Annotated in this window: 12 protein-coding genes and 2 pseudogenes; 5 read left to right on the plus strand and 9 right to left on the minus strand. The window is 41.8% G+C overall.

All coding sequences use genetic code 11. The features are described from left to right. Nucleotides 1-27: 27 nt before the first annotated feature. The 4 genes and pseudogenes from treP to J2Z20_RS18355 form a co-directional block, all read right to left on the minus strand. Nucleotides 28-1,430, minus strand: a pseudogene (gene treP / locus J2Z20_RS10220) (PTS system trehalose-specific EIIBC component); the annotation flags it as partial. Nucleotides 1,431-1,661: 231 nt separating this feature from the next. Next, nucleotides 1,662-2,453, minus strand: a complete 792-nt coding sequence (locus J2Z20_RS10225; protein WP_209849144.1) for a polysaccharide deacetylase family protein — start codon at nucleotides 2,451-2,453, stop codon at nucleotides 1,662-1,664. Nucleotides 2,454-2,529: 76 nt separating this feature from the next. Continuing rightward, on the minus strand, nucleotides 2,530-3,399 hold the full coding sequence (locus J2Z20_RS10230; protein WP_209849146.1) for a PhzF family phenazine biosynthesis protein: 870 nt from the start codon (nucleotides 3,397-3,399) through the stop codon (nucleotides 2,530-2,532). A gap of 33 nt (nucleotides 3,400-3,432) precedes the next feature. Then, nucleotides 3,433-3,594, minus strand: a pseudogene (locus J2Z20_RS18355) (GNAT family N-acetyltransferase); the annotation flags it as partial. A gap of 174 nt (nucleotides 3,595-3,768) precedes the next feature. On the opposite strand from J2Z20_RS18355, the gene J2Z20_RS10235 reads away from it, so the two are divergent. Beyond that, nucleotides 3,769-4,641 carry an SDR family oxidoreductase gene (locus J2Z20_RS10235; protein WP_209849148.1) on the plus strand — a complete coding sequence of 291 codons (873 nt, stop codon included), beginning with the start codon at nucleotides 3,769-3,771 and terminating at the stop codon, nucleotides 4,639-4,641. A gap of 29 nt (nucleotides 4,642-4,670) precedes the next feature. Here the strand turns inward: J2Z20_RS10235 and J2Z20_RS10240 are convergent, their stop codons facing one another. Next, a complete protein-coding gene (locus J2Z20_RS10240; protein ID WP_209849149.1) occupies nucleotides 4,671-5,384 on the minus strand; it encodes an SGNH/GDSL hydrolase family protein in 714 nt (237 codons plus the stop codon). A gap of 157 nt (nucleotides 5,385-5,541) precedes the next feature. On the opposite strand from J2Z20_RS10240, the gene J2Z20_RS18135 reads away from it, so the two are divergent. The 3 genes from J2Z20_RS18135 to J2Z20_RS10255 are packed head-to-tail and all read left to right on the plus strand — an operon-like array spanning nucleotide 5,542 to nucleotide 7,536. After that, complete coding sequence (locus J2Z20_RS18135) at nucleotides 5,542-6,192, plus strand: TetR/AcrR family transcriptional regulator (protein ID WP_280921754.1); 651 nt, start codon at nucleotides 5,542-5,544, stop codon at nucleotides 6,190-6,192. A 36-nt stretch (nucleotides 6,193-6,228) separates the two neighbouring features. Continuing rightward, nucleotides 6,229-7,095, plus strand: a complete 867-nt coding sequence (locus J2Z20_RS10250; protein ID WP_209849151.1) for an alpha/beta fold hydrolase — start codon at nucleotides 6,229-6,231, stop codon at nucleotides 7,093-7,095. Between the two features lie 18 nt (nucleotides 7,096-7,113). Further along, a complete protein-coding gene (locus J2Z20_RS10255; RefSeq protein ID WP_209849153.1) occupies nucleotides 7,114-7,536 on the plus strand; it encodes a VOC family protein in 423 nt (140 codons plus the stop codon). Here J2Z20_RS10255 and J2Z20_RS10260 read toward each other — a convergent pair. Beyond that, entirely contained in the window at nucleotides 7,528-8,373 is an 846-nt protein-coding gene (locus J2Z20_RS10260) for a sugar phosphate isomerase/epimerase family protein (RefSeq protein WP_209849155.1), read from the minus strand. The genes J2Z20_RS10255 and J2Z20_RS10260 overlap by 9 nt on opposite strands. A gap of 77 nt (nucleotides 8,374-8,450) precedes the next feature. Then, nucleotides 8,451-9,365 carry a DMT family transporter gene (locus J2Z20_RS10265; RefSeq protein ID WP_209849157.1) on the minus strand — a complete coding sequence of 305 codons (915 nt, stop codon included), beginning with the start codon at nucleotides 9,363-9,365 and terminating at the stop codon, nucleotides 8,451-8,453. Between the two features lie 325 nt (nucleotides 9,366-9,690). Between J2Z20_RS10265 and J2Z20_RS10270 the strand changes: the two genes are divergently transcribed. Then, the gene (locus tag J2Z20_RS10270) at nucleotides 9,691-9,915 is read left to right on the plus strand and encodes a hypothetical protein (protein WP_209849159.1); all 225 of its coding nucleotides are present in this window, start codon (nucleotides 9,691-9,693) and stop codon (nucleotides 9,913-9,915) included. Nucleotides 9,916-9,999: 84 nt separating this feature from the next. Here the strand turns inward: J2Z20_RS10270 and J2Z20_RS10275 are convergent, their stop codons facing one another. Both J2Z20_RS10275 and J2Z20_RS10280 read right to left on the minus strand, forming a co-directional pair. Continuing rightward, nucleotides 10,000-10,200 carry a hypothetical protein gene (locus tag J2Z20_RS10275; protein ID WP_209849559.1) on the minus strand — a complete coding sequence of 67 codons (201 nt, stop codon included), beginning with the start codon at nucleotides 10,198-10,200 and terminating at the stop codon, nucleotides 10,000-10,002. A 60-nt stretch (nucleotides 10,201-10,260) separates the two neighbouring features. After that, on the minus strand, nucleotides 10,261-12,540 hold the full coding sequence (locus J2Z20_RS10280) for a beta-glucosidase family protein (RefSeq protein WP_209849161.1): 2,280 nt from the start codon (nucleotides 12,538-12,540) through the stop codon (nucleotides 10,261-10,263). Nucleotides 12,541-12,563 lie beyond the last annotated feature (23 nt).

Here is a 12,563-nt window from a genome sequence, read left to right on the forward strand (position 1 = left end):
CACCAGAGCTTAATTTGTTTTGCGCGCTTTCCCGTAAATGAAGGTAATGACAAACGGAACGATAAATGCAATCGCCATTCCGCCAAAGAATGGACCCCAATATTTAGGGAATACCGACAAGAACCCTGGAATACCGCCAACACCGATTGACGCCGCTTTCACATGACTGATCATAAGCACAACACCAGCAATCGCCGACCCGATCATACCGCTAATAAACGGATAACGGTAACGAAGATTAACACCGAATATAGCCGGTTCCGTTACACCAAGAAAAGCTGAAACCGCCGAAGTAAGAGAGAGACCTCTAGACTTCTGATCTTTAAAGACAAACATCATTGCTAGTGCTGCTGCACCCTGAGCAATATTAGACATGACAAGCATCGGCCACAAGAATGTGCCGCCTGTATTCGCGATGAGCTGAACATCGACTGCCAGAAACGTATGGTGCATTCCTGTTACAACGAGCAGTGAATACAGCCCGCCATAAATGAATAAATGAATCCGCCAATCGCTGCAAATGAATCGAAAATATGCACAAAACCGGAAGTAATCGCATTACCGATTGCAAATGTAACAGGACCGATGACGATAAACGCAAGGAATCCGGTTACAAGAAGTGAAACTGGCGCAACCACGAGCAGCTTAATACCGTCGGGTACTCTTTTATTTAAGAAAACTTCGATCTTAGCAAGCACATAGGAAGAAATCAGCATTGGCAGTACTTGTCCTTGATAACCGATCTTCTCAATATGCCAGCCGAACAAATTCCAAGTTGGAACTTGACCCTTACTTACTGCATCCGCATAACTGTAAGCACTAAGCAAGCTAGGATGAACGAGAATAAGTCCAAGTACGACACCTAGCAGAGGACTTCCGCCAAACCGCGTTACCGCCGACCAACCAATTAGAGCAGGCAGGAAAGCGAATGCGGTACTAGCAATCGTATTAATGATGTTAGCAAAATCTCTCCACTGCGTATAAACATCTACAAGCGCTTTATTTTCAAAAAAGATTCCGGGACCTGTCAAAATATTATTAATACCTAGAAGTAAACCAGCCGTCACAATAGCAGGCAAAATCGGAATGAAAATATCCGACAATGTTTTGATTGCACGTTGCAATGGATTCAACTTCTTAGCGGCAGCCTTCTTAACATCGTCTTTCGAGGACCGCTGCGATTCCGTAATTTTAATCATTTCATCATACACTTTATCAACGAGGCCAGGTCCAATAACGACCTGATATTGACCTTGAGCGGAGAAGTTACCTTTGACCAGCTCATTGTTCTTCAGCGCTTCGGTATCTACTTTGCCCTCGTCGTTAAGAACAAATCGCAGACGAGTCACACAGTGTGTGGCCATCTCGATATTATCTTTACCGCCTACGGCTTCTATGATTTGTTCAACTAATTTTTTATCAACAGCCATTCAGAACACCCCTAACGATTAAAAAAGAATTGTTTACGCTTTCTTCACGCCTAAAAAAATAAAATGACAGCTACATAACACAACTTGTATATACATGTTCGCCAACGAACCTCATTCTAAACCTGTATATACATGTTTGTCAATAAAAAAATAAACGCTTACATATTGTAAACGTTCAGGGTTCGCGTCGTCATACTCTAGTTTTTAAATATTTAGTGTCTAATTCAGCATCTAAGGGAATTCTCGAATGAAAGCATCCATTGACTGACCTCTGGATATTCGAACGCGATGGAGGGTTAAAAATCCCTGTTTCTTTACGGCGTAACCAGGCTGTGTCGTTACGGCAAATTCAAAACCGGCTCGCTTAACCGCCTCTACCACTTTGTGGTTGAATTTACCAGAAGGATAAGCAAAAGCGATCATCGGATGTCCCAATCTCTTCTCCAATCTCTGTTTAGCTCCCCAAACTTCGTCCACAAGTTGTAACGGGTTATTTTTTGTCAAATCTAAGTGATGCCGGGTATGTACACCAATTTCAATGCATCCGGATTGTTCCATTTCTTTTATCTGACCCCAATTTAAGTGATTAGGAAAACCTATAAAATCACTGGTTACGAATATCGTTGCTTTCATTTGAAGCCTTTTCAAAATTGGATAAACGATTGTGAAATTATCCAAATAACCATCATCAAATGTAATTAAAATCGGTTTATCTGGGATCACTTCTTCCGTTTTCCAATTGATAAGATCTTTGAAAGTCATGGTATGATACCCGGCATTCTTCAAATGTTCCATTTGTTTATTAAATACCTTTGGGGGCACAAAAAGCGTACTGCGATCATTGAGGCCAATCGAATGATACATCAAGATGGGAATAGAATCTGTGTTGACTCGAGAGATCATTTGAATCGATTTACTTTTTTGGGGTACAGATTGTTGTTCCTCTGTTTGCGACTCAGGAAGATCCGCTTTTTGTTCGCATCCGGTCATTAACATAATGAGCATTACAAGAATGATGTGCATAGTCTGTGGTTTATAACCTCCCTAGTAATATCCTGTTCATTTCCGAACAAAATAAACTGGGAATTTAATCAAGAGATTAGTTCATCCATTCTCCTTTCGCTACTAAGAACACCTTCCCCCCAATGTTTATTCTGAACTGCCTGCCGACCTTTTCAGCTTCTACTTTAATAAGAGAAGGACGACCCATCTCATAACCTTGTTCTACCCTAAGATTTATCTTCGGTGTGTTGTAAAAATTATGCTCAAGCAAATACCCCGCGAGATTTCCATTGGCACTGCCAGTCGCTGGATCCTCAAGGAACCCTGTATCATCCATAAATACTCGAACTCTAAGATCATTTTCTTCTTTTTCAGACTCAGGTGCAAAAACAAGAACTCCTGCTTTTACTGTGTGATCAATAAAGGCTTGGAACTTTTCATGATGAATCGAACATCTTTTTACAGCATCAAGGGTATGTAAAGGCACTATAATACTAGGTAAACCTGTAGATACTACTTGGATCGGATAATTGCAATTTATATCTTCCACGTTGATTTGCAGAATTTCAGCCATCACTTCCGGTTGCTCAATGACCGTTCTAAAATCAGGACCCTTCTGCTCCATAGAGAGTTCTTCTTCCGTGATATTAACGGGTATTTGACCCACGCCTAAATTTAAAATCACTTGATCACACTGACTTTGTTCAAGTAACTGGTTAATGATAAACGCAGTCCCAAGTGTAGGGTGCCCTGCGAAAGGGACCTCTCTGTCAGGCGTAAAAATCCGAACATCATACCCACCATCCTGCTTCTTACCAGACATTATAAAGGTCGTCTCCGAGTAGTTAATCTCTCTAGCGATTTGCTGCATCTCGATTTTAGAACATTCCTGATCAGGTAAGAATACGGCAAGCGGATTCCCTTGGTACTTTTGTTCCGCAAACACATCTACTACATAATATCGCATGAAATAACACCTCACTATTGAATTAGTTCTCCTCTATTCTAGATCCTCTGCCAATAATCCATATACCACATGATCATGAAATCGTCCATCAATGAGTTCTGCTTGCCTGATCGTTCCTTCGTTCTTAAATCCCAGTCTCTCGGGGATGGCTCTGCTCTTTATATTTCCTATGCACGCTCTAATTTCAAATCGGTTCGATTCTATACGTAAACACGGTGTCCCTCCATTGATAAATTCCATATGGTCGAAAAAAATCCGTTCTTGACTTTGATAGTAACTTGTAACTATAATGGATACAGCTTCACATGATTACAAAATTCCATAGGAAACCTAGTATAACTATTTTGATGATTAGAGGAGGATTTACTAATGTCTATCGTTATCACAGGAGCTACAGGAGCTCTCGGCGGACTTGTCGTCGATCATTTGCTCAACAAAAATGTACCTGCAAGCGAAATCGTTGTCAGTGTACGTAACGTAGAAAAGGGTGCCGAACTAGCAAGCCGCGGAATTGAAGTGCGTCATGGTGACTATGACGACGCTGCTTCTCTTGAAAAATCTTTTGCAGGAGCTTCCAAGCTTTTCTTGGTTTCTTCTCCATTGATGGACGATACAGTACGTGTTCGCCAGCATGCTACAGCTATTGAAGCAGCTAGAAATGCTGGAGTAGGACATATCGTTTATACAAGCTTCGCATTTGCAGAGAAGTCGACTATTGGACTGCAAGAAGTTCATTTGGCTACCGAGCACATGATTCGTACGACTGGCATTCCGTATACAATTCTTCGTAACCCGCTTTACACTCACATCTTTGTTAACGAAGGTCTGCTGCCAGCGGTAGAACGCGGAGAAATGATTACTTCAGCAGGAAACGGCAAGCTTAATGTCGCAACTCGCAATGATCTTGCTCTAGCTGCAGCGACAGTTCTTGCGCAAGATGGTCATGAGAACAAAGTTTACAACTTGACTGCGCCTACGGCTTGGAGCTTTGATGAGCTTGCACAAATTCTCTCTGAAGTTTCCGGTAAAAAAGTCGTTCATCGTTCAACTTCCGAAGCTGAAGTCGTGGAAGACCTGAAAAAAGCTGGCGTTGCTGAACCGCTTATCGGCTTCCAAGTATACGGTCTCTATCGCTCTGTAGCGAATGGAGAACTTGAAGATACTACTAATGATCTAAAAAATCTCATTGGCGATTCTATCACACCGCTTAAACAATCAGTTCAAGAACTTTTTAACCGCTAATTATAAAGAGATAAAAAACCACAGCACATTTAAATTTGCTGTGGTTTTTTCATATCGGTAAAATTCGATAAATATTTATAAACTTCTGTACTGAGTGCCTTATAACCCTCTGATGTTAAATGAATTCCATCCTCACTAATTAAATCAAATAAATCACCGGCTTGCTTAATAGCCGTTCTGACATCGATTTTAATCACTTCTAATTCATCCACTATTTTATTTAAGCTCCGATTATATAGACCATGCCAATGCTCTATACCGCCAAGCGTACTAATCCAATGACTAACGGAATTGCCATATGTCTTAGCAATCGATTGATAATAACGTACAGGGTCCAAAGGGGGGAGGGTAATCACAATAGGAGTAATATTCGACTTTTTGATCAGGGAAATCATTGTTTTGATGTTATCTAAGTAACGCTCTATAGGTACGATGGGTTGATGCTCTTTATCAGGATTTTCTGCGACTTCATCCCATTTAAAGTTACAATCATTTCCTCCTATAGCTACAATCGCATAATCAGGACTTTCTTCAATGACATCTTTATTTAACCGAGAGAGCAGAGAATCAGAATTATCATTAAAAATACCTTTATTAATAACAGTAACATTGGCTTCATTCTCGTCACCCAGCGTAAATAATTGCTGTAAAAAATACGGGTAGTTCTCTTTAATAATTCTCAAACGACTTTTGACCATGGAAACGCCTCTCGTTAAACTGTCACCAAAACAAACAATTTTCATAAACCATCCCTACTCGCCCTATTTTTTTATTTTAACATCATTATACCATGCATCAAATGTGTTCTTCTAATTTTCAATTTCAAATTACACATTATAATTGACACGCTAACGAACGTTAGTTAATATATCATTAATAAAGCCGAATGGAGTGTATATTTTGGATTCAACTGCCAACAATTCATATTTCGATTTAAAAGGTGAGCCAATAACGAATGCCAATAAAAATAAAATTATCGATGCGGCGATTCAGCTTTTCTCGGAAAAAGGGTTCAGCTCCGTGTCAATACGGGACATTACGAGAGAGGTGAATATTAAGGAGAGTTCTTTGTATAACCATTTCAGTTCGAAGGATGAACTGCTGAAAACGATTTTTTATAATTTCCGAATGGAAACGGCTAAAATCATGCCTCCTACTGAGCAATTAGACAGCATTCTTGCGATAATGAGCCCCAAACAATTTCTCGAGAAGGGATTTCAGAACTTTAAGGAGCATATCTCTAATCCATCGATGGAGAAAATATGGCGCATTATGTATCTCGAGCAGTACCGCAACCCCCTCGCGAGGGAAATTTACCTTCAAGACATCGTAGAGAACACTCTTCATTTTCTAGAAATCGTATTTGATAAACTCATTCTACTTAAACGAATCAAGCCTGATAGTCCTGCCATGCTCGCAGCAGAATACCAATACCCGCTGTTCTCCATGATTGAAGTGTTCATGATGTTACGAATTGACCAGAAAGATACAACTGACATCGAGAGTCGCATGGCTGATCATATCGAATTTTTTACAAAGAAAATAGTTTAGTTTACCAATACTTTTAAGATTGGAGAGCGCTTACCTATGCAAAAAACGATTTATCGTAAAAAAGAAGGGGAATCCCTTTTTAAAGAGGCATATGATAGAACGCTTCAAGAGTGGGATGTTCCATATGGGTCCTCGTATGTAAATACGCGCTTTGGCCGTACTCATGTCATCGCAGCGGGTCCGAAAGGCGCTGAGCCGCTTGTACTGTTACATGGATTTGGCTTCAGCTCTACGATGTGGAAAGATAATATTAAAGATTTGAGTGAGCAGTACAGAGTTTACGCGCTTGATTTTGTGGGTGATATCAATCGAAGTGTAGCGACTAAGCAAATTGAAAGCAAAGCGGATTGTGCAAATTGGTTCAGCGACGTATTAGACGAACTTCATCTTCATAAGGCGAATGTGATGGGAATGTCTTATGGCGGCTTCTTAGCCTTAGTATTTGCTATTCTATTGCCTAATCGAGTCGATAAATTAATTACGATTTGTCCTGGCGCGTCGTTGCAGAAACAAAAGAAACAGTTCTTTCTGCGAAGTCTGCATGCGGGTATCTTCCCATCAGCCCAAAATATTGACCGGTTTATTCGTTACATGTCCGCAGATGCGAGCAAGATCGACAGTACGATTAGATATCAATTTATCGTCGCTATGCAAAACTGTATACCGCGTATTAAAGTGTTCGCGAGCTATTTGACAGACGATGAGTTGCAGAAGATTGAGGCTCCTACTTTACTGCTTATTGGTAATCATGAGGTTCAGTACAATCCGAATGCTGCGATCGAGCGGGCAGGGCGATTTATTCCAAAGCTTGATGCCCATTTGATCAAAGATGCTGGACATGGCGTCACGTTAGAGCAGCCGCAAGTTGTCGATCAGCATGTACTGCAATTTTTGCAAAAATAATGTATGGGAGAGGATATTATGGAACATTTATGGTCAGAGAAAATGCCTGCTGTACAATTTCGTGTGGCTCGTCCGACGCATCAAATGGACAAAATCATTGATTTTTATGGGCAAGGATTAGGACTTGAAATCATCGGTTCCTTTGCAAATCACAACGGATACGACGGTGTTATGTTCGGTCTTCCAAATGCCCATTACCATCTCGAGTTCACACAACATGAAGATGCTTCTGCAGTACCGCCGCCTTCTGAAGACAATTTGCTCGTATTTTACATACCGGATCGAAAGCGGCGCGATGAGATTGCATCAAGACTGCATCAGATGGGATATCCCTCTGTAGAACCGGAAAATCCGTACTGGGCGATTAACGGAATTACGATTTGTGATCCGGACGGCTGGCGGATCGTATTGCAAAATTCGAGTGGACTATCACTAACGTGAAGAATTATCAGTGATATAGGGATCTACAATACGCTTGATACGTTCGAGACCTTCCCACATGTCGCCCGGGCCGTCATAGATGAGAACAAATGCACCATTGAAGCCTGCTGCGCGAGTAGCGTCAAGGCAGCGACGATACTCCGTTTCATCCGGCAGACCAGATTGGTTATAGATTGCTTTGGCGTGAATGGATACGCTGTATGGAACCGTCATCGAAATCTCTTCATACTTCAGAGCGCCATGAAAATTGCCAAAATCGGTAATCATGTTAATTGAACCGTCTATTTGACCAAGCAGCTTCATGCAGCTTTCTCCGGTAGAGGTTAACGATTTGAAGTTCTCAGTGATCACTCGGACGCCTTTGGAAGTTCCATAATGAGTCAGCTCCGACAAAGCTGATGCTGAAGTGCGAATAGCTTCTTCATCTGTAGGCGGCGCTTCACCAGCGACTACTCGTATTTGCCCCGCGCCGCATATGGAAGCAACTTCGATCCACTTACGAATGAGGTTCTTGTCCGCCGCTCTTCGCGCTTCACTAGGTGAAGTCAAATCTCCGTAATCTAGAAGCAGCGTATCAAACGCTACTCCCGCATCCGCGAAAGCGCTGCGAAGCTGCTCTAAGTAAGCCGTTTCCGTAGAGGGGAAATGAAAGTGGCATACTTCCACTGCCTGATACCCTCTCTTGGCAGCTTCAAATGGCAGTTCTAACAGAGTAAGAACTTGAGGCTGATCCTGTATATTCGTGATATGCATCCCAGTTTCGGCATCCCAAGCTGTCCAACGAAGAGGACCAAGCAATCGATGCAAACTCCACGTACTTACGGATAAATAAGACATTGTCTATCCCTCCTTATTCGATCACCATTAAATCTATGCATATAATGGCTCTATCCTTAGGCGTTGAAATATGAAGATTAAGATTCCAAATAAGACGGCTTCCCAGCTTGTCCTATCTTCGCATTTGGTTTACGGTTAACGAGATAAATGCTGACCCCAATGAGTAGAAGTCCTGCAATAAGCGAAGGCGTAAACGGTTCATTTAAGAACAAGGTACCCGTTATTACAGCGATCAGCGGAACGAGGAACGTGTAGGATGCTACTACACTCGCATCGCCGGCGTTGACCAGTATAAAATAAACGACCCATGAAGCTGAAATACCAAGAACGATTCCGAATATGAGTCCGAACAAGTACGGCATGTTCCAAGTGATTTGTGACCATTCTTCAACCCCTGAACCTAGTCCAGTCAAGAAGATTCCGCCGAAAACGCACTGGAAAGCGACAAGCCATAAGGAGTCTACTTGACCGCTCACTTTTTTCACATACACCGTTCCAATAGCCCAGCTAGCTGCTGCAATGAGAGCTAACACAATGCCGAGAACAGCCACATGACCTGAGAATTGTCCGGCGCTGACTGCAGCTACCCCGAGAAAACCAAGAATTAAACCCATGACTTTCATAAGCGACATCGATTCTCCTAACCATAGCCAAGCCAGAATGCCGACCAGCACAGGTTGAAGATAGACAATGACCGAAAATAACCCAGAGGGCAAATAAATTAGACCTACTGTCTGTACACTATAAAATACAGTAACGTTGAAAATAGATGAAATGAAATATTTAGACCAGTTTTGTTTCCAACGAATTTGACTTCGTCTTGGTATGAATAACAAAACTAGCAGCAACCCGCCAATAAGCGTACGCATTCCTGCGAACAGTATAGGCGGCGTATAATGTAAAGCTATTTTGTATATCGGCCAAGTAACACCCCATACAAGAACAAGAAACGAGATCAGAGCAACTCTTTTAAAACTTGATCGTTCTCCCACGATGTTCCTCTCCTTTTTTCTTAAAAATTGCATTCCCAATAATACGCCTCTTGTGTCAGTTTATCAACTGTTATTTTTTTAGTAACTAATATGGGTTTTAAAAAAACGCCGCCCAAGGTACGAGTTCTTATACCATAGAGGGGTTTATAGGAAAACTGAAAATGAAGCCTTCTTGGGATGAGAATCCCATGGCTCTCTCTGTCATATCAACTTTTGAGCGAACAAAGACAAGCGTACAGGCAGCCTCACCTTATCCGAAATATACTGTTGGTATTCAAGTTTGGACTTTCTAACTATTCAATCTTGGATAAAGGAGGTGGTCGTCGTGGTAGAACAATATCATTTCTGCAGAAGCTGTCTGCATCGTAACGTTATTGTTCATACGATCTATGGTCAAACTTACGAAGGGGTTATCACTAATGTAGACTGCAGCAATGTTTACTTGCAGGTTAGTGACGGTGAAGTTCAGACAAGCGCACTTTTTGGCGCAAGAAATCAAATATTAACACTTTCTTTGTTTACTTTGCTTGCAATAGGACTTATCGTATAAGCGCATTCAACTTTAGTAAATTGCTTTATAAAAAAGAAAAAGGGAGAGGATTTCTACATCCTTTCCCTTTCATATATGCGTTTATCACACTTCTGCGTTTTTTACTGCATGATCCCAGCTAGGAAAATAAAACAATGCACTTCTCATGAGCTCAGGATCACTTTGTTTGATTTGTTTTTTATTCACTGAGCCTCCATTTGCTTGAAGTTGCTTAATACGATTAATAACCTCGTCAGCACTTAGAGAAATCTCCACTGCATTCATTCCTTTCCTCAGGCTTATCATTTATTTAGTATCCTATTTTTCTCCATATTGTGCCAAAATATACTTTTTACAATTTGATTGTCAATCAGTACTTAACGCATTCAATTGTTCAATCATCGTATCCAGCATATCTTCCGTAAATATACCTTGGCTAAAAGTAACTAAAGCGCGCAAAGGCATATATTTCATCATGGCCATCGCCATTTCAGGATTATCTTTCAAGGTGTCCATGAGACCGCTCTTCTCATGAAACTGAAGAAGCATTTGCTGAACTGCCGCAGAGGCAGCAGGTTCCTCCATTAAATCGCCGATGGTTGAGTTTCGAGTAAACGTGTTTCGAATGACAATAGATGAGTGAACATACACTTTTTCGGTTAGCACAATCTCCTTTGATGACTTGCCGATCTGAATTTCGAAATCTCCGCTCTCGATATGCCAATCCTTGAGGTCCGTATTATAATATGCAAACGCCCGCTTATTTAGCTGAAATGTAACGATCTTCTCTTCACCCGGCTGAAGCTCAACCTTCTCAAATCCTTTAAGTTCTTTCTCCGGTCTTATCACGCTGCTCTTAACATCCCTCACATAAAGCTGGACAATTTCTTTACCGGCAATCGTACCTGTATTTTTCACATTTACCGTCACCAGAAGTGTTTCACGATCACTCATTTCTTTTTTATCAATAGACAATGACGTATATTCGAAGGTCGTATAGCTCAGCCCATATCCAAAAGGAAATAAAGGTTCAATATGGGCAGCATCATAATAACGATATCCGACGAAGAGTCCCTCTTTGTACTCCACTCTGTTGCCTTCACCAGGGAAATTTAAATAGGAAGGATTATGACTCAGTTGCTGCGGATAGGTTTCTGCCAGTTTGCCGCAAGGATTCGCAGCCCCGAATAGCAAGTCCGCAATGGCGCCTCCGAGCGCCTGACCGCCCAAGTACCCTTCCAATACGCCCTTCACTTTATCAATCCATGGCATTTCAATAGCCGAGCCATTACATAGCACGACGACACTATTACTCTGAACCTCAGCAACAGCTTCTATTAACTTCGAGTGATTTTCTGGAATGCGCATATGTTCGCGATCATAGCCCTCTGATTCATATCGCTCTGGCAGACCTGCGAAAATAATCGCTGTTTGCGAGCGAGCAGCTGCATCCTTTGCTTCTTGAATTAACTGCTCATCGATATTATCACTGTCAAGTATGTATCCATCTGCATAGACCATCTCACCGCTGCTTCCAATCACCTTACTTATTTCTTCAGCAATATCATCGAGCTGAGTAGGGTTAATGTGTGAGCTTCCTCCTCCTTGATATCTAGGAAACTTAGCAAACGCCCCAATTACCGCAATCGTTCCTTCTTTTTTCAAGGGCAAAATTTGATCCTCATTTTTTAGCAAAACCATACTTTCTATCGCAGCTATTTTAGCTAATTGGTGGTGAACATCTGGATCATAGGAAGCGTTCGGCTTTTTCTGATCAGAAGCTTTAAAGATAACGGCCAACAGTCTTTCTACCGCTTTGTTTAACGATTCTTCTGATAGCTTGCCGCTCTGCACCGCATCTATAATTTTCTGATCACCAACACCGCTGCTTGAAGGCATTTCAAGCTCCAAGCCTGCAGCCAAACCTTTCACACGATCATTCACCGCTCCCCAGTCCGATACGACGAAACCTCCATGTCCCCACTCATTCTTCAAAATATCAGTCAAAAAATATTCATTCTCTGAGGCAAACGTTCCATTCACTTGATTATAAGAACACATGACTGTCCACGGCTGTGACTGCTTAACAGCACCTTCGAAGCTGGCAAGATAAATTTCCCGAAGCGTTCGCTCATCGAGGATCGCATCGATCGTCATTCTGCGATGTTCTTGATTATTCACGGCAAAATGCTTCAGCGACGTTCCTACGCCTTGACTCTGTACCCCTTTAATATGATGGGCAGCCATTTCAGAAGATAGGTAAGGATCTTCCGAGAAATATTCGAAGTTTCTTCCGCAGAGTGGTGAACGTTTCATATTAACTGCCGGTCCAAGCAAAATAGCGACATCTTCCGCTTGACATTCTTCTCCTAATGCTGCGCCTACACGCTCTATTAATCCCCGGTCCCAAGAGCAAGCGAGTCCCGCTCCTGATGGGAAACAAGTAGCTGGAACGCTGTCCATTAACCCTAAATGATCTGTACCCTCCTTCTGTTTTCTAAGTCCATGAGGGCCATCTGTTAACAGAATCGATGGAATACCAAGCCGCTCCACTGCTTTCGTATGCCAGAAATCGAGGCCTGAACAAAGACCCGCCTTTTCTTCGAGTGTCATTTGAGAAATAAGCTCCTGAATATCTCTTTCCATCACTACTCCTCCTTCAAAATAAA

It is taken from the genome of Paenibacillus sediminis, assembly GCF_017873765.1.
In the GTDB taxonomy this organism is placed as follows: domain Bacteria; phylum Bacillota; class Bacilli; order Paenibacillales; family Paenibacillaceae; genus Paenibacillus_AG; species Paenibacillus_AG sediminis.

Excerpts from the sequence above, each read along its gene's own strand:
- J2Z20_RS10225 (WP_209849144.1), bottom strand. The coding sequence starts at position 2,453 with ATGCACATCATTCTTGTAATGCTCATTATGTTAATGACCGGATGCGAA.
- J2Z20_RS10230 (WP_209849146.1), bottom strand. The coding sequence starts at position 3,399 with ATGCGATATTATGTAGTAGATGTGTTTGCGGAACAAAAGTACCAAGGG.
- J2Z20_RS10235 (WP_209849148.1), top strand. The coding sequence starts at position 3,769 with ATGTCTATCGTTATCACAGGAGCTACAGGAGCTCTCGGCGGACTTGTC.
- J2Z20_RS10240 (WP_209849149.1), bottom strand. The coding sequence starts at position 5,384 with ATGAAAATTGTTTGTTTTGGTGACAGTTTAACGAGAGGCGTTTCCATG.
- J2Z20_RS10250 (WP_209849151.1), top strand. The coding sequence starts at position 6,229 with ATGCAAAAAACGATTTATCGTAAAAAAGAAGGGGAATCCCTTTTTAAA.
- J2Z20_RS10255 (WP_209849153.1), top strand. The coding sequence starts at position 7,114 with ATGGAACATTTATGGTCAGAGAAAATGCCTGCTGTACAATTTCGTGTG.
- J2Z20_RS10260 (WP_209849155.1), bottom strand. The coding sequence starts at position 8,373 with ATGTCTTATTTATCCGTAAGTACGTGGAGTTTGCATCGATTGCTTGGT.
- J2Z20_RS10275 (WP_209849559.1), bottom strand. The coding sequence starts at position 10,200 with ATGATAAGCCTGAGGAAAGGAATGAATGCAGTGGAGATTTCTCTAAGT.
- J2Z20_RS10280 (WP_209849161.1), bottom strand. The coding sequence starts at position 12,540 with ATGGAAAGAGATATTCAGGAGCTTATTTCTCAAATGACACTCGAAGAA.